This is a genomic window from Vibrio anguillarum, assembly GCF_001989995.2.
GTDB lineage: Bacteria > Pseudomonadota > Gammaproteobacteria > Enterobacterales > Vibrionaceae > Vibrio > Vibrio anguillarum.
The window spans coordinates 42,487-64,588 of record NZ_JAHGUP010000012.1; the positions used below are offsets into that span (position 1 = coordinate 42,487).

Consider the following 22,102-nt stretch of genomic DNA (forward strand, 5'->3'; position numbering starts at 1 on the left):
TCTAGTTCATCTCCAATTTGAGACGGATTTCATTAAACTGTAAAAAAAGAGCAATCAATTACTCACTTAAGCGCAGCCAGATTGTCATCTTCCCTCTTTAGCATAAGCACAAAGCATAAAATGCGAGGTTGCTATGCTCACGATAAGCCCTTTTAAATTACCGAGAAAAACGCCGTTTGGACTAGGTGAACACTTCACTGAGTGGGCTACAGGCCTTACTCGTTTAGATAAGTTTTATGCACAACGCCCACCCCATTGTGATACCGCAACATTTTTGCGTTTTACGTTAGAGGTATTGGGTATTGACTATCAAGTGGTGAAAGGATCATTAGCTCAAGTGCCCGCTCAAGGCGCGACAGTCGTTGTTGCAAATCACCCACTTGGCTGTGTGGAAGGCGTTATTCTGGCTGAGATGCTGCTTTCAATTCGCTCTGACGTGCAGATATTGGCCAATCACTATTTAAAAACCGTACCAGAGTTAGATTCGCTGTTTATTGGTGTAGATGTTTTTGAAGGCAAAGCAGCGCAAAAAGCAAATATGCAAGCCTTGAGAGCCGCCAATAAACACCTTGCTCAAGGTGGGCTACTATTGATGTTTCCAGCAGGTGAAGTGTCACAACTGGTTGATAGTAAAACTCAGAGACTGGAAGACAAACAGTGGAGCCGTTCAGTCAGCCGACTGATACAAAAGCATCAAGCAACGGCATTACCTGTGTTCATCAACGGGCAAAATTCGAAACGCTTTTACATGGCTGGAAAAATCCACCCGCTATTAAGAACATTAATGTTGGGCCGTGAACTGCTCAATAAAAAGCATCAGCGTATCGAAATTGCTATCGGAGATGCGATCAATCATAAAGAAATCCAACATCTGTGTGATGAAACACTGGTCAACTATTTAAGACTCAACACCTATCTTTTAAGCCACATCAGCCCAGCCAAGCGTAATAAAACCAATGATGAAACATTGCCACCAATCGAGCCACGACTGCCATTAAGCACTTTATTACACGATATCGAGCAGCTTTCTTTTTCTGATCATCTATTAAGGCATAACGAATTCGATGTGTATTGTACCAGCGCAGAAAACATCCCCTCGTTACTGCACGAAATAGGACGAGTGCGAGAGCACAATTTCAGGCTAGTAGGTGAAGGCACTGGCACCGAGCTCGATATCGATCAATACGATCGCAACTATCTGCATCTATTCATTTGGGATCGCGAAGCACAGAAATTGGTCGGAGCTTACCGTTTAGGCTTAGTCGACCGTATTGTGCCGATAAGCGGTATTGCAGGTTTGTACTCACGAACGCTGTTTCAGTATGACCACCGCTTTCTCAATACCATAGGTAATGCAATTGAAATGGGGCGTTCAGTCGTCGACATCGAGTATCAAAAAAGTATGGCTCCGCTATTGCTGCTTTGGAAGGGAATCGCAACCTATGTGCACCGAAACCCGCACTATACGCACCTATTTGGACCCGTAAGTATCAGCAATGATTACAGTGAAAGTGCGCGCCGTTTATTAGCCGACACAATGACGCAGCACTACTACAATAACCAACACGCCCATTTGGTAGAGGCAAGTAACCCACTCCCCAAGCAACAAGCTCCTTGGAATGCCAGTTTGCTGAGTGCATTGGCTGATTTACAATTGCTTTCAAAAGTGATTGCCCGGTTGGATGAAGGGAAAAGCGTACCGGTGCTACTGCGTCAATACCTCGGTTTAAATGGCAAGTTAGTCAGTTTTAACGTAGACCCTGATTTTAATGATTCGTTAGATGGCTTGATTGTGGTCGATTTACGCAACGTTCCGGTGCGCAGCTTAAGCCGCTACATGGGCACCAAAGAAGCATACGAATACCTCACCCATCACGCGCTTTAACTCTGTTGTTCGGGTTGTTTATACCTCCTCTTTTTAAGGGGAGGTATCCCTATAACACACTCCCCCAACCTAGCACTCCTTTTGAAGAAAACAGAGCTGATTTTCGCATATTGGATAGCACTATCAGGGGCGCTTTCAAATTAAAAATGGCTTACTCCCAACGCTCACAAAATTGATTCTCTCCCCCTAAAAGGGGGAGGAACAAAAGCGTTATGAGCATCTACTTTAAAAGCATTAAGTGGCAGAAGCGGGTTTGTGCCGAGTCGCTTGTTTACATCACCTCGGCCAAGTGTTTGAGCAAAGAAAAACGATCAAACTTTATCGTCTTCCGACAATATTGTAGGAGGATAGTATAGTTTGATCAAAAACCATCTCAATTAGGATGGTTTTTAATACTATAAAAAATAAAGTTTGATCACTTTACCCATAATTGTACAAACCTGATGGCAATGTTTTGATAATAAAGTTTGATCATTTTAACAAGCTACCATACTGGTAAAACTTTTTTGCACATTCATGGCTTTCCCTTAGAAAGAGCTCGATCAACTATTTTAGTAGATGATTGATTTTTTCTATCAATTTCGTCCACTGTTCACGTTCTTTATCACTTAAAGCACTACTATCGTTTTCTCTTGTCCAACGAACATATGCTTTCGCCAAGCGATATTTTGAAAATTGTTCAATCTCAGCATTGAAGATACTTACTATTGGCCTGTCTTTTTGTGTCGAAACTATCTCTGAAACATCTGTTCCAAATGTATCTTTAGCAACTAAAGTTAAAGTATCGCGCAGCAAATCCTCAATTTCAGCTTTAGCAATAGAACAGTAATCTTTAGTTCTTAAAATATTTTTATTGCCTAACGTGCTAACAAGAGTTTCCTGCTGAGCAGCTTGGTCACCAGCTGAGTCAGAATCCAATAGAGCAGCAACTTTTAAGTTATGTGCATGTAAGATTGTTGCATAATAAACAACTTTACCTGCTGTGTTAGCAAAAACCAACGCTATTTTATCATTGAGCTTATTAGGTAAAGACTCATTCATTAACTGAGCAGTCGCTTCTATATACCAATAATCAGTCAGCCCTTCTAATATTAAATTTCTTTGCTGGGAAAATAGGCTATTAGCCAAATCGTAGCCCAAAGCCTCTTGCAACGGCAATAACCCGGCAGGATCCTCAGAGGATAATGTTGTATGTACTTTTGTTCCCAAAGTCCGCTCTTTCATTTCGACGACTCGAACAATATCGAGTTCATCAGGACCGACTAAAAATGGGGAGTGAGTGGTAAAAAGAGTTTGGTTATTTTCAGCTAGTCTGGAAATCGTTTCTCGAAAATCCCGTTGTTTCAATGCATGTAGACTCATTCCTGGTTCATCTAATAGCAATATTGCATTTTCGTGTTTATCCATAGCTTCTGAGAAAAATACGATAAAAAATGATACTAACCATTGGAAGCCTTCAGATCGTTGGTCTAACTCAATATCAACACCAAGATCATCTTCTACAACGACTTTCAAATATTGGCCATCTGCAACTACCTTCAAACGATCAGCTTCTGGTCGTTTTGGATTTGGCATCCAAACTAATTTGATTTCATTAGTCAATCTAACGCTTGCTGCATTTAATTGATAACTTCTGCTGTCCAAACGATCCTTGTATGCTTTCAGTGCATTAGTATCACTAATATTTGGGCTGGGAGTATTACCTAACTCTGATAATTCTTTTGCAGTGAAACCTAACAGTTTTAACAGACATAAATTCCCATAATCATAATATTCATCATCAAGAATGTTTTTTTCAACCCTTTGAGCCAGATGCCCAAGATGAATTGTTGGTTTAACCTTAAAATAATTATTGAATAAAATGAATACCGGAACTCTTTGGTCCAGTATTTTGAGAACTTCTTCCCTCTTCAAGTTTTCCTTAATCTTATCTAATAGTTCTGCGTGACGATTTTCCTCAACTTCATTGCCTTCCTCAACATACTGATAGTGATCATTTAGCCACTTTTCTATGATTGAGACTAAATCCCCTTCTATTTTTGTTGAATCAGTCCAGTCTGAACTCAACGAATTCAAAGCTTCACTTGGGCTTAGTGAACCATCTTCCGTTACATATGACTTATCCATATGTGAAGTCATTCGCAATAAAGATTTTTTAATATCACGGTAGCAAACGACGTCGGGTGCGCTCATTAAAGCATGGCATACTGTATTATTTAATTTTTTAAGCCGCTTATACTGACATTGGTGGTAAGCTGTTGGTATTAATTTCTTGTCGACATCATCTAACTCGAAGTAACCAGTAACAACAGTAACCTCGGTGGGGTCAATTCTCCCTGTGGTAATATCGTTATATTTTGAACGAGGATAGTCTCTAAGCGGATCAAAATCATTTACATCATTGGGCTTGTTTAACTGTTGTAAGGCTTGAAGAAGTACAGTTTTTCCAGCTTCATTCGGGCCAACAAGAATTGTTTTCAATTTTTCAACTTCAAATTCACCAGTATCAATTATGCTGCGATAATTCTGAACTCTTGCCTTTACTAATCTCATATTCTACTCCTGACGTTTTAATTTATCTTATCAGCTAATATAGCCAGATTAATCATATCTCCATAAAAACCCAATATCACAATTAACAAGAGACTATTTAATGTTGTCCATCGACGACATAAAGAATTGAGATCATTTAAGATCTGACATCTTCTGTATATCCCTCAACTTCCCACACAGTATCTCAGCCCAAGCCTCTACATACTCGTCAGCGGTGATATCACGCTCGACATCATTTTCCTTCTTGGTCTTTTTAGGGTGACGGCAGAACTTACTGACAACGGTATTCTTTTTAATCCAGTCATGATTCCAGCCGCGAGCTTGGTCCGAGTAATCTTGGAGGATGGATTTTAATATCTGTTCAGGATTTGAATCAGTCAAAAATGAAACAACCAATGTACTCACGTTGGTGGGTCTATTTAAGCTATCTACATCGACTTCAATGACAACAGCACCAACATCTAAATAGCTGATGTTTGCCATGTGATAACGAAGAAAGCTGCCGTCTACGGTATTGAGTACCATTCGGCTGCCAGTTTTTGGTGGCGGGAACGAACCACATCTCACACCATGTACCGTGAAGTCTTTCTTTGTTTTAATAACCTCAATAGCTCTCTCAAATAGTCGGAATTTTTCCGTTGGTTCAGCGTCGATAAAATCGTTAGAATCCTCATCGCCTTCATTCCGGTTCAGCCCATAATCAAACTCTTGATTGTTTCCATCTTTGACAGCATTGCCCACACTGGCCCCTTCTGATTTTTTTTCATCCGAAGGTAGATTTTTTGATTTACCAGGCCGTTCTTGCTCATCCTCAATTTCTAAACCTATATTGCCAGCATTTATAAAATTAAAACTAAAAGCCTGATCGTCTTTCCGATGTAATCTTTTACCTAACTTTGGTAAATCCCCCATATCTAATTCAGGATTAGGGTCATTTGGTGGCAATTTCTTAACCTTACGTTCTTTATGAGGGACTGGCACTAAATGTTTCAACTTTGGATGCTTAATCTTCAAACCAACAGGAGTAACAAATGAATTGTCATTGATCGTAGCAATCTCTGATACCCAGAAATTTTTTAGATTTTCAGAGTAAGAACCCGCTAATTCAAACTCCCATCCCACAAGTGGTGGAGGAACAAAACCAAAATCGTACACATCAGAAGAGTCGATTTCATTTACAGATTTAAATATAGAGAAAAAACTTTTCGCAGCAGATGGATCAGTTAGTAACCATGCTAAATGTGATTTCGATTTTCTAGATCTAATATTCGAAACTGGGTAGTTGGTTGAATCAGGAAAGATGATTTTGGGGTCACTTGGATCTTGATTGTAATGTGCTATATCCATAACCCCGCCAGAGCTGAATGCGGCTCTTATCAGATACTGGTTATGGAAGAATAGAACTCGGGCCAACTCAAAATTAGTCACTGATATGGTAACGTCACGATTGGTTGTATAACATCGATACACGGTATCATCAACGGTTCGCCTTACTTGGCATGGTAATTCACCAGTAATGGTTATAGACAGCTTCTCAAGCGATTTATCTGCCAGCCTTTCCTTATCTTTGTACGAACTTTGACTGACCATCATACTAGCTAATTCTATTGGAACGGATTCCCAATCATCATGACCATCCCAATTCAAGACTAAATGGGGACGTACTTTTTGTCTAAAATTACGATGAAGCGCGATGCCAACGATTTGAATTAACTTTGTATTCTCCGGTAATCCGCGCTTGGCGCGTGATTCTGGGGATGTCCACTCGGAGAATTTCTTTTGCAGGTTCCCGAATGCGTTCTTTACTGAGTCCAGCGCTACGTTCAAGTTCATATATTTGAGGAATTGCCTGTCCGTGATTAAGCTTATCGACAACGATAGCGAGTAATCGTCTTAATTGGTACTCGTCTACCGACTCTTGATAACGATTTAGGAAACAATTACATAAAGGTAGTTTTCTAAGTTTATCAGGGATCAAATTCGTCGCATTAACCTGTTTTGCAAACCATGGACGAGACTTCCTAGGCAAAAATAAAGCTAAGTATGTTTTCTTTTCTATAAATATGAGCTTTTTAACTAATTCTCGATCTCTCATCTCCCAATCAACGCGACGATCTATACGCCTTTTTTTCACATGATCCAATGAATGCTGGATGTGCCAATCACGATCAAACCGATATAACCATGAATAAACTCTCGCTCCCTCTCTAGTCGACCGAATATCTTTGAGTGAGTTAAAAGTCTTGAGAAATTTTAACCAAATCGAACGATACTCCGTTTTTCGTGCTTCATATTCAGACGTGAAATAGCGATTTTTCGAACTTGGCGTATCTGGCAACTTATCAACTTTTAAACATTCGTCCTCTATCGACATAGACTGTCCCAATAATGCAATCATGACAGCTAAATGATGTAGATACGAAAAAGCTCTACGGTGCTTGCGGAACATTGCAAGTAACCAGTTATTCTCAATTTCTAGATTCAATCCATTTTTAATCAACCAGTTGTCACCCCAAGTACTTCGAACCATAAACTGAATCAATGACTGGTCTATATGGCCTCCTAACATTAAATTTAGTGAACGAGCTAGATTTTGATAATAGAGACTCCACTGGTTAACCGAATGACAGGAAGCTCTAAAGCATAGCAAACGATAAATTTGTTTGGAGAGAACCGTTTGGTTGGTATCTGACTCGACCATTGCCGCGCCAACCGAAAGAAATTTTGATTTTTCGTAGTGTGGCACCACAAAAGCATGGCGTTGTGATGAATGAATACTGATGTCGCTCTCAACTAAGAGGCACGAATGAATTGAACAGCAGGACATACCAGGCAATTGAAAATGACGTCGCCAATAGGTTTCGCCGAGGGTGTCTAAATCATATTTAAGGCAAACAGGACAATATCGAAAACGCTGCGGCCAGATAAGCTTAGATGCGTTGATCCCAATACTTGTCAGGCTTTGGTTCTTATTACCAACAATCAGCTCTTGCTTTTGTGCATCGCACCTAGCTACATCCATAAAGGGCTTAAAAACACCAAGCAAAGAATGATCATCAATAACTTGCTCAGGAGATATATTCCAGATATGACCAACATTTGATAGTAAAAGCTGGATATGCCCCTGAAATATCGAAGATGGAACAAAATTCCTTGAGCCGAACAGTACCTCTAGTGCCTGCTTATCGGCATTTATTCCTTGCCGTAAGATAAAACGAGCCAATACACTTGATAACAGTTCATCTTGATAGGGAACCGGAAATTGCATGATCATAAAAAACCTTTATATGAGGTTTTAATACAACCAAGTGTAGTACTTAAAAACTACTCGCCCATTCCAAGTTAAACACTATTTACTCTGATAGCGCCACTTCGTCACCACCGCACCAATCTGCTCTATCGTCATCGCCTGTTGCTGCCAACCTTTATCGAAATTAACATCATTTGAGCGAGGCAACTGGTCATCAGATAAGCTGCGAATCATCACTCTAGTTGGTAACGTTGCTGCTTGTCCGACAAATATGGCCTCCTGACGCCTTAAACCGGAGAGCATTTTTGTTAAGCCAGACATCGAATCCGGTAACACACTACGAACATGTTCACGGTCGGCATCATTGGTTATTCGAAGTACAATCCATGAGTTGCATTGCGATAACACCGTTGCCTCAACTTCACTCGGTCTCTGAGAAACGAGTAACAGACCAACGCCATACTTACGGCCTTCCTTCGCAATTCGACGAATTGCAGACTGCGCTGCCTCATACTGAGCTTCACCACGATTCGGTACGTATCGGTGTGCCTCTTCACACACCAAAAGTACAGGGCTATTTTGCCGTTCAGCTTCGGTTTGCCAGACTTTAAGCTGAAACACGATTCTCGCGATTGCGGCGCTAGCTACCCCTGCCACTTCATTGGGTACACCGGACAAGTCAACAATCTGCACTGTGGTTTGCTGCGTTAAGAACTGATTGACGATTGTAGGTAACGGATCTTTGTCACCATCCCAACTTTCCATCATGAATTTGAGTCGACCATCTTTTAGTAATGAATCTATCTTTCGAATAACTCGACTAAAATCCTCATGCTGCTTTTTATCTTTGTTTTCTGGTCGCTGCGCGTTGATGGCACCGATTAATCCTTCTTCGTAGCGCGCTCCATCTTTGAATCCGAAATGATCTAAGCCTTCTGCACTTCCAATAATGTAAGGGATCGGCGAGTCAACCGTTAACTGATTATTATCAAGCCCAAGCTGTCCAGCTGCTGCCTCACGAACCGCTATTAGGGCATTTTTAATTATGTTTGATTGTGATGTTGCTGCAAACTCGGTCTTGCCGATAAACAAGCTCAACGACTCTTCTAAATCGAGTAACCAATACGGTAGTTTTAGTGAACCTTCATCGGTCGATAAACGTTGGTGTGCAGGGAACGCTTTGCCGTATTCATTATGTGGGTCAAGGATAATAATTTGTGGGTGCCAGTGTTCATGATTGGCGACCTGGCCACGTTCGAGAATACTGTGAATAACTGCCGCCACAGTACCTGATTTACCGGCACCGGTAGAGCCTAGGATGGCAGTGTGCTTACCTAGTAATTCATTTAATTCAGCGTAACAAGGTGCACCGCCTGAGCCAACATGCTCACCAAGTTGAATAACCGCGCCTTTGGCATCACCGTAAATAAACCTAAGCTCTGATTTTGGTGTCAGATAAATGGTTTGCTGAGGCAGAGGGTAAGTTGCTACACCACGTTCAAACTCAAGAGAAAATTCATCTTCTCCCTTTCTGCGCCATTCCCCTTCGCCAAATAAATCAGCTTCAATTATTCGCTCATCTGAAGACACGACAGGCAAGCCCTTTTCTAGTTGGTAGTCAGCCTTCATACGTAATCGACTAACTAACCCATAAATAGAGCGGCGACCAAAATGAACTTTGATGATTGAGCCAAACTGCCCAATCGGATAGTTTTCACCAGCAAATACGCGGGACAAGTCTGAAATCGTAGGGTCGAGCTCGGCGATAATCCGCGAGCCATCGACCTCAATAATTTTACCGATAGAGAGATTCTCAATGGGTTTTATGTATTTGTTGTCCATATCAAATACCTCCTTCAAGGATCTGGGTTAGGTTTTCAAACTTCCACCATTCAATGCTATTTTCTGAGGTTGCCTTGTGATCGGCGTGATAAAAACCTTTATCGGCAAAAATAAGTACTTGTTCATTGATCGAGCTGTCTTCATACCAAATTTTCAGCGCGCCACAAGGTACAGGGTCGCTCGTAAACGCAATCACGGTTAAATTGCCATTTGAAGTCCTTAAACCACGTTCGATTTCTAGGTTGATATGTGCATCGCCAAAACTATAACCTGCAATTAATAAAACTCTTTGGCTACCACCTCGCGGGTTTAAAACAGCTCTTGCTCTGTGCATTAAATTTGCGTAAGGGTCGAGTTGAGTTTCACGGTATTTAGTTGATGCAGGCCAAATCATAATCTTCGCAGCTTGATCTTGGCTACGTTTTAAATGCGGAGCAATACGTAATGGTGTTGATGAAGAAGTATGTTCAGCCCAATTAATGGAACCATGAAGCTTAAATACTCTGGCATCTAGATTGTTCTGTTCAAACGTCAAAGGGTTCCACCATCCTGATACACCGCCTTCTAAACCATCGGCATATCTCAATTGTGATAGTGCGAGTGAGTCTTCAATTAATGTGTCGTAGTTCATCACCAGATAATCAATGGTACTCGGTAGGCTCTCTTTCCCTGGTCGCATTGGTCGATGCAGTGACTGAACAAAACGCTCATGTACAGCAGAATCTACTTCAACATTAATGACGTCAAAAATAGCGATTTTTATCTCGTTTATCGCTTGCAATAGCTGATCGTTGCTGTATTCAGTACCTCCAATCAATACGCTGCTAGCTGTTACATTGCGATTTGTTCGGCGAGCAGTGATAGCAAGCCAATCTACGAGTTCGCTTAAGTAGTCTTCTATATGCGAAGCTGGATTTGCGCCAGCAAAAGAGTTTTGTATGGCAATCAATATCTGCTTTGAATCATCGGAGAGCTTGTCACTTTTTAGTGCTCCTTCTGTCAGCTGGTTTGTTAATGGAAGCCCAGCACAAAAACTGGCCCCTGCACCTAACAGAACCGCTTTTGAGTGTGAGAGCAACTCTTCGAGTTTGTTAATTGCCTCTCTGAACTCTTTCTGTTCAAAAACTGTGGTATCGAATGCCATACTCCCTCCTTAGAGCTCGCCTTTAAAGGCGGAATCGAGAATTGATGCTTTTAATGAACGCATTAATTCTACTTTTTCATTTAATTCAGCTTTTACTTTGTTTCTGAAATTCGAAACTTCATCGATCTTTCGGCAAATTGTTTCTTGTAGCTGTTTGTTGGGCGCACAAAACGAAAGTGCTTTAATACCTTTCTGGTTGATGATGGGTAATGTCGCGGTTGATGCGTTTGTCAGAATTTCTGGTTTAATAAACCGAAACCAGTAATACGCATATCTCGGAATTATGGCACTGTTAAATTTCATACCGGTTATTTGCTGGTTAGAACTGGCATCTTGCTCTAAATAACCGATCTTACCGATGGTCGCTCCGATGGCGACGAGCATGATCGTACCTGCATCAAACTTACGTGCTTTACCAGCATCAAATGCTTTTTGACTGAGTTTTTTATTGGAATCAGACAGAATATCGTGATCACCAAAGTCAGAAGGCGCAAACCAGTTAATGTCACCATTTTCGTAAAATTCAGGTTGCTTTGTTGGCGGTGTTGTCCCCGTCTGGATCTGCTCAATATGCTTTTCGACCGTAGATAGACCAGCCAACTCAATTGCTTGCATCATTTGCTGGTTTATCGTGCTCGCATACAGCGCATCAGCCAGTGTGACGCTTTCCTGCAAATGCTCGATGGCGGTATCGATGCGGGTGAGCAATGCATCGAGTTTTTCAACGATACGTCTTTGTTCTTCTTTGCTCGGTAATGGAACACTCAGGCCTTTGAGTACCGTATTGTTTACGCCTGCTTGACCAATCCATTTTTTACATATTTGATTGAAGTACCCAGAAGTTTGGAGAGAAACTAACCAATAGACCAAGAATTTGCTATGGACCTTATCATTAGGAACTATCCTTGTAAGGTGGTTGCTAAATGCAAAATCATAGTCTTGGTCAACATATGCCGTTTTTCCGACAAGTTCTTTACTATTAGTATTGTTAAATAGAATCTCACCTTTGAATATTTTTGACTTTTTTTCATCGATTTTTTCATGACTAACTTTGATTATTTGATCAAAATTCAAACAACCTCTTGTGCTTATATTGTGCGTTCTTAAATGCACGTAGCCATCTGAAGTTTCAAAACTTTTGTTACATGCAAACCCAGAGCTCAGAGACTTCGTCACGTCTTTGACTTGAACATTAATCCAGCCTTTAGGTAGTTGATTTAAAACCTGTTCCATGCTTATTTCTCCGCTAACAGGTTTTCAATTTCATCCAATAGGCCTGACACCAGTTTTTCTTTGATGCGGATCTGCTTAAGAATATCGCTAGGTGCTAAATGCTCGGCATCTTTCTGTTTGGCTGGGTTTTTGGCGGATAGATCATAGTCCTCAGATAATTTGCTGGCTGAAACTGTCCAGGAGCGTTCGGTGGTTTCACGGCTGCGGTAAAGCTCAACAAACTCTTTTAGGTGCTCATCGGTGATCGGTTTGTTTTTGGTGAGCTTCTGTTCTGGCTCGCATTCGTAATACCACACATCGCTGGTGCCGCCGCTGCGCTCAAAAAACAGCACGTTGGTTTTAACACCCGAATAGGGCAAAAATACCCCAGCAGGCAGGCTTAAAATGGTGTGCAGGTTAAAATTTTCCAGTAACTCTTGTTTAACCTGCTTAAAAGCGCTGTTAGTTTGGAATAGCACACCTTCCGGGACGACAATTGAAGCTTTACCACCACTCTTCAGGGTTTTCATAAAGTGCTGCATAAACAGCAGTTCAGTGGCGTTTGCTTTAATTGGGAAATTTTGTTGGATCTGGTCTTTCTCTTTACCACCGAATGGTGGGTTAGCCAGAATAATATCGTAACGATCTTTTTCCTGAATATCACGAATATTCTGAGTTAAGGTATTACCACGGAACAGATTAGGTGATTCGATACCATGCAGAATCATGTTCATCATGCCCATAACATAGGCTAGTGACGTTTTTTCAAAGCCCCAATACGCATCGAAACGCTGGAAGTCATATTCTTCGCTTGTGAGCTCTCTAACTCCACGTTTTTTACGATTTTTTGGTAGATTATACTCAAAAGCATCGACTAAGAAACCACAAGAGCCTGCTGCTGCATCGTAGACTTTATCTAGAGGCTGGGGATCTAACGTCTTCACCATGGTACGAACTACTGGTCGCGGCGTATAGAACTCACCGGCGTAACCACCGGCATCGCCCATGTTTTGTAGCATCCCTTCGTAAACCAATGACAGTTCGAACATTTCATCACTAGACTGGAAATTCAGCGTATCGATAATATCAAGTACTTCGCGTAGGGTATGACCAGAAGCTACCTTGTTATCTAAATATTGGAAAATAGCACCAAGCTTGTATTTAAACGATTTTCTATCTACGTTAACCCCAGTGAACTCTTCTCCCTTTAGGTAGGGGAACAGCTCATCGTTAACATATTTTGTTAAGTCATCACCCGTACGGACCTTGTTAATATCCAGTTTGCCCTCAGCATTTTTAGGGCATGCCCAATTTGACCAACGATGCTCTTCATCTAATACCGGTTGGTAGTCTTTACCAGACAGCATTGCTTCATCTTCTTTTTCAGACTCGTAATCATCTAAAAATTTTAAAAACAACACCCAAGAGGTTTGCTCTGTATAGTGCATTGCACCACTAATGCCATCGTCGCGGCGCAGTATGTCGGTAATTCGGTCAATCTTTTGTTGTAATGACATGGCTTATAGTTTTCCGATAATAAAATTGTACATATTGGTGATGTCTTCGCTGATTTCGTCTGGCGGAATCTGGTCGATATAGGCTTGGAGCTTGTTAATGTCGAGCCCGATACCTTCGGTATTGATCAGAGGGTCAATGACATTTTTGGCATTCAATCGACGGATATCGTCGTTATCACCTGGGGTGTTTGGCTGTAAATGATTTCGCAGTGCAATATCAGCGTTATTGATTTCAGCAAGAACATTGTGATGCGATAGCGCTGTATGTGAAAGCAGATAATTTTTGATTTCGCGGCGTTTCCAAGTCAGTAAATAGCAGTTTATTCTCTCTGGACAAGGCAAAACTAAGTCAAATTTGTCAGGGTAATCAACTCCAACTACCTTGACACCACTTTGTGCGTGAATGTTAGCTTCTGGCAGTTCGTCTCGATCGCATACCATGAACACATTTGTTATTTTGCGTGGATGAAGAGCTTTATCTTTTCTGTGCACTTCCGCCTTGCACACTCTGAGATGTTCTTTCATATCTCTCAATTCATGCAGCCAATTGATCTTAGGCGCGCCGAAGCTGTCACCTGCCGCACTGTAACCAGATGACTTTGCTATAGGACTGATTGAGGAAAGAGGTGTCCAATCAAGCCCTTTCTTCTTTGCTAATAACTCAAAAATCTTCCAATCGTTGTAGTAGTCAATCAAGCAGATGTTGTTCAATTTGGAGGCTATTTCTAACTCGACGACTTTACTTTTAGATAAAATTTTCAATCTTTCCAAGAGCTTTTGAGATTTCTGATCATTTTTTATCTGCCCATTTTCAACCAAAAACAATGATTCGAAGTCATTCTCAGCGATTGAGTCGACTAAATGAGTTGTGGTTATGACCTTACCCTTAGTTTTGCTTAGGATGTCCCAAAGGAGCTCAACGTTTTTATGGTGCAGGTGTGAGTCAACTTCATCCAACATGAAAAGAGAAGAAGTGCTATCAAATAGATCAATTAGTGAAGCAACGAATAGAAACTGATACTCACCATCACTGAGCAATGAAAATTCAATATTATCAGTTAGGTAAAGCAAACTTTCAGAAGCTGAAAAGAAATATTCGTTGTATGAGCCTTCGATTAGAAATTTTATAGCATCAACTCTAGAGCCATCAAAAACATCAAAAAAATTCTCATTAGTTACCTCGACTTCGGTTGACTTTAAGCCTTTGCCTTTTTCTAGCAGAGCATCAAGGTCTGGAAGTGTTTCTATCTTCTCAAGAAAGGCGTCAAGTCTCTGATTAAAAGGTCTTTTTCTTATCGATGGGTGTTCATAGTCTTTAGCTTCAGCTATCTGGTCTTGTTGTACATTCTTTATGTAAGTATCAGGAACAGATATTTTCAGTCTCAATTTAACTGAAACTTGATCCTTGAATGCCTTGTGGTTGTTAACAAAATTAAAAACTAAGCCGTTACTCTTGAATGTATAGGCGAGAAACGTAAGGAATCGAACATCTTTCTGAGTAAAGAAAAGGCTAGAAAAATCAATGTCACTTATATCTTTTCTTGATCGTAAAGAGGCTAGTCTTCGTTCGAAAAAGGAAGAAAAGTTTTCATTTTGTCCTGAAGTAGCACAGATCAGCTGAAGCGTTTCACTAGGTTCCTCAATCTGCTTTCTAAAGATCGAATGTAAGATACTGGATTTTCCGCTGCCATTTTCACCAATTAAAGTGGCAACCTTATTGATGTTTAAGGTTTGTGGCTGGTCGTACAGCGGGTTAGGTGCGAGTGTTAATTCCATTTCAGTTCACGTGATAAAGCTGTTGTTGTAATTGTTTAAAAGCCGCCAGCAAATAGGCTGGTTTTCCACCGAATGCTGTTGAGGCGTCTTTGACAGTACCCAACCCTGATAGCTCGATAAGTGCTGGCAAGCGCTCACGCGATAGCTCGGTGCTGCCGGTTTGCTCATACCGGTTAAGCACAAAGTGCAAAAACTGCTTTGCCTTTTCTTGTTGGTACTGATTAAAGAAAGCGCTGTTAGTACGTACTTGATCGGCACGAGCTTTACGGGTTGCCATTGGCTGTTCAAAGGCTAAAAAAGCCAGCAGATCGAAGATATCGCAGTCTTCTGCTTCAAACATGCGTCGTAGTATGGCGAGTTGCTCTTTATCAAAGCCTGCTTGTACGAGTTTACCGATCAAGGTTTCGCGTTCGTCTGGGTCTGACCATATCTGCCGCAATTCCTCAACCGATTTAAACAACCCTGGTAATTGAGTGATCAAACGCTCAACAAATTCTTGCACCGTGAGAGGTTTACCGTTTTCATCGATATAACGGGTTTCAACGTCAATGACTTTCAGTTCACGGTGTTTGCCTAACTTTACTTTCAACCGAGGTTTTGGCTCACCCGGTTCAGGCTCTGGGCCATCTGTTCCCTCGGGTGGTTCTGGTGTGTATGGCGGCGGTTTAGGCTCCCCTGTGCCACCGGGCTCTGGTGCTTCAGGCTCGCCATCCCAATCTTTGTCATAAAACTTATTGGTTGCACCGCGAAAATCGACAATCGTGAAATAGTCTTTGCCATCAAAAACGCGGGTGCCGCGACCGATAATTTGTTTAAATTCCACCATTGAGCCGACGGTTCTATCCAGCACTACGTTACGTACATTACGGGCATCTACCCCCGTGGTTAACATTTGCGATGAGGTAATGATGGTGGGAATGTCTTTGTCGTTATCTTGGAATTTTTCCAGTAGCTCGCGGCCGACTTTACCTTCATCACTGGTTACACGCACACAGTAATGTGGATCTTTCAGCTTTTTGTGTTTATTGATCATGTCACGCATTGTCAGTGCATGATTTTGGTTTTCGCAAAAGACGATGGTTTTTTCTAGTGGATTGATATTATCCAAAATGGCTTTTGCGACCAGTTCGGTACGTTCATCTACGACGATTTTTTTGTCGTAGTCTTCTACCTGATAGACGTCTTGACCAGACTCTCCTTCGATTACTTGGTCATCTTTGGTTAGCACCAGTTCATCTAAGTTGGTACGTACCCGCTTAACACGATATGGCGTTAAGAAGCCATCGTTTATGCCGTCTTTTAATGAGTATTCAAATGCGGGGGTTCCAAAGTAATCATAGGTATCCACATTAGCTTCACGTTTTGGTGTGGCTGTTAAACCTACATGCACCGCACTGCCAAAATGATCGAGTATGGCTCGCCAAGACCCTGTCTCATTAGCACTGCCACGGTGACACTCGTCAATCATTACTAGGTCAAAGAAATCACTTGGATACGCTTTGTAATAGCCTTCAATGTTTTCTCGCTCAGCAATGGCTTGGTAGATAGCAAAAAAGATATGTGCATTGGTTGGCACTACACCGCCACGCTTGCGTACCTCCTCACCGTTTATTTTGATGAGGTCTTTTTCATAGGGATTGAAAGTGTTAATCGCTTGGTCAGCCAAAATATTACGATCGGCTAAAAACAAAATTCTAGGCCTACGTGTACCCGGAGATTCTTTGTTCCAACGAGACTGAAACAGTTTATGGACGATTTGAAAGGCAATAAAGGTTTTACCTGTGCCAGTCGCCAGCGTTAAAAGCACGCGTGGTTTACCTTTACCAATGGCATCTGTGGCGGCGTGTACCGCTAATTCTTGGTAATAACGCGGCTGCATTGCGCCTTCTAAATGAAAGGGCACATTACGAAGCTGCTGGCCTAGGTCCGAGTTAACACCCGCGTAGCGGTTTTCAAGCTCTTGTGGTGTTGGGTAAAACTCGATGTAGTCGCCTTTACCAGTTTCTAAATCGAACTCATAGGTTTGTTTGCCGTTGCTTGAATAGACAAAACGAACGAGTAGCTTCTTGGCATAGTCGATGGCTTGTTGAAGACCTTTGGTTGGATGCTCGGACTCTTTTTTGGCTTCAACAACCGCAAGGTAACGATTGTCTTTGTGCAGCAGATAATCGACGAAACAACGACGACCACGGACACCGCCAGCAAGCTTACGGCCATCGGTAAAGTAGTGCTCCCGAATGATATTGCCCGGTTGCCAATGTGCGGCTTTTAACGCTGGATCGATGTAGTTTGCTCTGGTATCTGCTTCTGACGTCACCAATTCACTCCTTGAATATATAGAGTTCTATTTTTTATAAGTAGTCCGATAACTCAATAATCACACCACTACGGTATAAAGCTTCATAATTCATATCAGGATCGCTATCGCGCAATACTCTCAAATCCTCATCAATGTATACCGGAATGTAACCTGACTCTTTTTTCTGCTTTTTCTTTTTAATCTGGGGTGTTGGATCTTTCAGTTCTTTAACTTTAGCGACTAAGCCAAACAGATCCTCGTTTGGAAACTGCTCCATAACTTGTTTGGCTAAAATAGGAGCCAAATCACTACCAATATTAAACTGCTGAAGCAACGCTACTAATTGGGATTGCTTATCAAAACATAATGATGATTCTTCTTGTTCAAAAGCATCTTCAATGACCTCATCAGATCCTTCAGCAAGAACCAAGACCTCTTTGAGCGGCAAATCAAGATCCGCATATTTCAGAATCTCTTCTTCCCGCCCACCTCGCAAAGCATTAATCATCGGATGAACAATAGATAGCTCTTCGTTATACACTTTCTCGACAAGCTTTCTATCGATCAATTCTTTTCCAACGATAACCGCACGAACCTGACAAAGATAAAACAGAACTACAGCTATATGCGCAATTCCTTGAGTATACTCCCAAAATAAGTCACGTATACCATCGGTTAACGGAACTGGTGATTGAAACCACTGAAGTTTCCATAAACGAGCAAAGAATTTTTCCCACTCATCGTCTTTTTGAGGTTGAGTGGAACGGTTAAAACGACCCCAATTCAAACTACCAAATTGAGCTGCGCGCCTCGCACTGCGCATAGTTGGACTAAAAATTTGGTTTGCTTTTGGTGTGCCGACAAAAAGAACGGGGATTTTGATAACGTTAGTTAACGCCACAAAGAAGTTTAGAATTCGGTCTGATCCGCCGGACTTAAAATGATCAAGATGCTGAATTTCATCAATAACCAAAATGCCAATCGAATGCAATGCAGCAACTCTGGCGATATCACCCAGCAATGATTCTGCCGATGACCGAGGTTTTACATAGGTTTCTTGATAATCAGTATTCAATGCTTCATCAACAGCCCTGAAAAAATTAATACATAAACTCTTAACCGATCCATCATGTGGGCATTCCAACTTTAACCATACGAGTTGTACATGCTGATAATCTGGATGCAATATGGCTTGTTCATAACTATTTAAAATCGCTTCAACCGCCGTCGATTTTCCTGCGCCAGAGCAGCCAATAACCGAGCTAACTAAAGCTTCATTGCCTGCATTCCTTCGAGATTTAACACTCTTGACTCTATCGACAGCATTTAATGATTCGACATAGCTTTTATCTGCAATATTTCTGCTCAGATACCCACTACGTATCATCCCAGATATCATTTGTTCGAGCTGAGAATGAGCTTTTGTTGGATACAAAAACTTATCCAGTATTCTCATCATCGCATGACGTTTAATATGCCCCGGTAAAGCCCTTTCTTCATCGGTGATCTTTGGGTATCTATACAATAACTTAGCGGTTTGTTCCGGAGAGTTAATTGGTGGCAAGGCATTAATTAACGGATGTCCCTCATACTCTTGAATTTCAGCATCAATGTAACATGCAGTACGAATTCTATTCATCATCATCCTCCAAGAATGAATCTAAATCTGGAAAATCAAAAGATTCATCCGAATCTGATGAACGAATTGGAACAACTGGAGAAAGTTCTTGTTTTTTCGATTTATCAGCCAACTCATCTCTATCTTTTTGTCGTTCTAATTCTTTTTCTGCATTGCGGTTCTCCCGAATGCCACGAAGCTTTTCAGTATTAGTCTGAGAAGATGGAGATTGTGCTTTTTTATCTCGCTCTTCTTTAACAATCTTCATGATTTTCTGCTGTAAATCTGGAGCTTCAAAGTCTTCTTGTTGTTGATTGGTTGCTTCCGTTTTCTTGGCCTGTGACAGCAAAAGCTTAGCTTCAGCAAACGTCATATCGCGGTACCTTCGGCTTTTATCCGACAATAAACAGACCCAATAAGAATCGAATCGAGCATCAGGTCTTAAGTAAATTACGTTTGTATTCCTAGGATCATAGGAAATATCAACTGATTCGGGTCTAGTCACTGATTTCGACCGATGAAACCATCCCATCTGCATAGCTTCACTACAGGTATAGGACATACCATTAAACTTGATTCCAGTAACAGAAACCGTTGCTTTACCTTGAGGAAGCATATTGATAAAAGTGAGTTCTTCATCAACAACTCTTAGCTTACCAGTGCGATTTTTCACTCCCCAATTCCAAAGGTCAATTGGCTTAGACGCAAGGTCAGTTGGCATATCAGGAGCAAAATCATATTCAGTAACAACGTGAGTCGTATTGTGATTAATTACATGATGAATAACGATTTTGGTAAATGCTGTTAGCGACAATTCAGCATCTAACTCATATCTATGTCCGATACGCTTTTTGCCATTAAGAGGTTCTACAATACCTTGGGCATAAGGCTTAATATGAGCATGCATTTCCTTAAATGCTCGTTCAACAACACCTTTATCACTCCCCCGATACGCTCGGGTATTGGTTAGTGAAATACCTAAACGGTTAACTAGAACGTCGGCTTGTCTACCTAACATTTCACCTCTATCAGCCGTAATCGTGGCTGGAATACCGACACTTGGCCACATTGATGAATCAATCTCGATCCCGAATTGTTGGCAATACTTCACTTTATCGGAAAAGGCATTCGCTAAGGCAATCGTAGCTGTCGCCCAGGATGGATTTTCTAGCCCCACATACAGGCCGACTACCATGCGACTGAATACGTCTTTAACGTAATAAATAACGGGGCGTCCAATGATACGATTTCTATCTAATCCAGACACTAAATACAGGTCAACAATTGTTGCATCAATTTCATACCTAGCACCGGGCCCAAAATTCAAATAAGCAGAAGTACTCGTTAACGGGCTTGTATCCTTATTGAATTGGATTTTTGGGGTTCGAGCTTTGAGAACATGGGTAGTCTGATAGTTAGTTTTGTAGAAATGTTTAAATTGAGAGAATGTGGGTATGCTCGTTTTATCTGCTTTAGGATAACGAGATTTGTAGAAACCTACAGCTCTGTCTTTAGCATCCTTTAGATTCACTTTTTCATTTTTCAAGTAAAAGCCATCTATTGCCAAACGAAATAAATCTGCAACTTCGTCGTTAATAATAATTCCTTCACCATCAGCATTTTTGCGCTTTCGGCCAAGCTTGTTCTTAACATTGCGCCTTGGAGTGCCAGCGCCCCCACACTTCTCGTAATCAGGAGCTAAAGCATCAGGTGCCATTCCGCGTTTCCAATAACGCCTGAGCTGACGAAGAATATAGATTCTTGGTTTATCAGTCTTCTCTACTTGTTCTCTAATTAACTGATTTCGAGTCGCCTTATCAAAAAGTAAAGTGTAGTTATCAAGGAGATGTGAAATGGCACGATAAGCTTCATCCCTTCTTTCTGCCGAAATACTCCCTATTTCAACCGATGGTAAAACAAATGGCTCACTAATTAGTGAAAATTGCTCGAGATTTAATAAGTCATCAATATCAAACTGAATCGGCCATGCGCTGTCATCATCAATATCGATTGCCATACAAAAGTTCAGATTTTCCCATACAACCCGATAGCGTCGCTGGTTCAAATTATCCAAATACACTTGATTAAGATACATTGCCTCTCCTTAACTCTAAGGAGTGCTCAGTAATAACCAACTCACTTGTTGTCCAGTAGTAAAATGATAGCGCCAATGGTGCTAAAACTATCTTTCTCGCAATAGCTAATCTAAAAGCTTCTATATGAAAACCAGGTTCAACTTGGTAGCTATCGTCGAGTTGAGCACACAATCCACCGACTTTTACGTTTTGATGAGTTAACAGACGCTCCACTATGCTCAACAGTTCTTGGTTTGAGCGTTCACCGGAATCATTAACTAATGCAGGATGGAGCCATTGTAGATTCTCTTTTAGGGCAGGTTCAATTTGACGTTCAGTAAATATACGCCAGTCAGCTCCCTTATTATCCCAATACGCTTTTTCAATTTGGAGCTTATCGATAACTCGGGGAATAGCTAACTCTTCAGCATACTTAACGGTCAATGCCAATTGTTTCTGCTTTTTAAAATCTAACAGAAAATCTGTAGTAACAACTTTGAGCTTGCCTGAAATCTGAGGATGTTTGATTCCTAACTGCCGGCAAATTTCCAAAGTATCCTCGATGGGAATGGGAAACTGCTCGCGAATATCGATGGTATTGGAGGAGTAATCAAATGAGAGGAAGGCAGCTAACTCAAGTCGAGATAAGAGATGATGGACTCGACCAACCGTAGCGCTGTTACTGCGACAGCTTTCACCCAAACTACTTAACTCATGAATGTAGATAAAAGGCTCATAATCTTTACCCACGCCTTTTCCACGTGTTTTGAGCTTTTTGAGATCGGCTGGATGAACTGGTTTATTTGAGTCTGGCATAAAAAATACCTCCTGATGTATTCAGCATACACCAAGAGGTTATATTTTGATCAGACTTTATTACTTTTGATCAGACTTTATTAACTTCGATCAAACTTTATTATCCGAACACAAA

The 22,102-nt window shown here is 41.2% G+C and carries 13 protein-coding genes; 1 reads left to right on the plus strand and 12 read right to left on the minus strand.

Translation table 11 applies throughout. From position 1 onward, the window contains the following. Positions 1-133 precede the first annotated feature (133 nt). On the plus strand, positions 134-1,885 hold the full coding sequence (locus tag PL85_RS02630) for a lysophospholipid acyltransferase family protein (protein WP_115339492.1): 1,752 nt from the start codon (positions 134-136) through the stop codon (positions 1,883-1,885). A gap of 546 nt (positions 1,886-2,431) precedes the next feature. Here the strand turns inward: PL85_RS02630 and PL85_RS02635 are convergent. From PL85_RS02635 to PL85_RS02690, 12 genes are all read right to left on the minus strand, one after another. Further along, positions 2,432-4,438, minus strand: a complete 2,007-nt coding sequence (locus PL85_RS02635) for an AAA family ATPase (RefSeq protein WP_115339491.1) — start codon at positions 4,436-4,438, stop codon at positions 2,432-2,434. Between the two features lie 132 nt (positions 4,439-4,570). Then, entirely contained in the window at positions 4,571-6,031 is a 1,461-nt protein-coding gene (locus tag PL85_RS02640) for a Tn7-like element transposition protein TnsE (RefSeq protein ID WP_115339490.1), read from the minus strand. 85 nt (positions 6,032-6,116) lie between these two features. Continuing rightward, positions 6,117-7,712 (minus strand): TnsD family Tn7-like transposition protein, encoded by a 1,596-nt coding sequence (locus PL85_RS02645; protein ID WP_019281928.1) that lies wholly within the window; start codon positions 7,710-7,712, stop codon positions 6,117-6,119. Between the two features lie 75 nt (positions 7,713-7,787). Continuing rightward, positions 7,788-9,530: an ATP-binding protein gene (locus PL85_RS02650; RefSeq protein ID WP_115339489.1), complete on the minus strand. Its 1,743-nt coding sequence runs from the start codon at positions 9,528-9,530 to the stop codon at positions 7,788-7,790. A gap of 1 nt (position 9,531) precedes the next feature. After that, the gene (locus PL85_RS02655) at positions 9,532-10,674 is read right to left on the minus strand and encodes an SIR2 family protein (protein ID WP_115339488.1); all 1,143 of its coding nucleotides are present in this window, start codon (positions 10,672-10,674) and stop codon (positions 9,532-9,534) included. A 9-nt stretch (positions 10,675-10,683) separates the two neighbouring features. Next, positions 10,684-11,907 (minus strand): restriction endonuclease subunit S, encoded by a 1,224-nt coding sequence (locus PL85_RS02660; RefSeq protein WP_115339487.1) that lies wholly within the window; start codon positions 11,905-11,907, stop codon positions 10,684-10,686. Positions 11,908-11,909: 2 nt separating this feature from the next. Then, positions 11,910-13,403, minus strand: coding sequence for a class I SAM-dependent DNA methyltransferase (locus PL85_RS02665; protein WP_115339486.1), 1,494 nt, complete (start codon positions 13,401-13,403; stop codon positions 11,910-11,912). 3 nt (positions 13,404-13,406) lie between these two features. Beyond that, on the minus strand, positions 13,407-15,179 hold the full coding sequence (locus PL85_RS02670) for an AAA family ATPase (protein WP_019281924.1): 1,773 nt from the start codon (positions 15,177-15,179) through the stop codon (positions 13,407-13,409). 1 nt (position 15,180) lies between these two features. Continuing rightward, positions 15,181-17,496 (minus strand): EcoAI/FtnUII family type I restriction enzme subunit R, encoded by a 2,316-nt coding sequence (hsdR, locus tag PL85_RS02675; RefSeq protein ID WP_019281923.1) that lies wholly within the window; start codon positions 17,494-17,496, stop codon positions 15,181-15,183. Between the two features lie 34 nt (positions 17,497-17,530). Continuing rightward, positions 17,531-19,117 (minus strand): ATP-binding protein, encoded by a 1,587-nt coding sequence (locus tag PL85_RS02680; RefSeq protein ID WP_019281922.1) that lies wholly within the window; start codon positions 19,115-19,117, stop codon positions 17,531-17,533. After that, positions 19,110-21,191, minus strand: coding sequence for a Mu transposase C-terminal domain-containing protein (locus PL85_RS02685; protein WP_115339485.1), 2,082 nt, complete (start codon positions 21,189-21,191; stop codon positions 19,110-19,112). The genes PL85_RS02680 and PL85_RS02685 overlap by 8 nt, the downstream gene beginning before the upstream one ends. After that, complete coding sequence (locus PL85_RS02690; protein ID WP_115339484.1) at positions 21,181-21,987, minus strand: TnsA endonuclease N-terminal domain-containing protein; 807 nt, start codon at positions 21,985-21,987, stop codon at positions 21,181-21,183. The genes PL85_RS02685 and PL85_RS02690 overlap by 11 nt, the downstream gene beginning before the upstream one ends. Between the last annotated feature and the right edge of the window lie 115 nt (positions 21,988-22,102).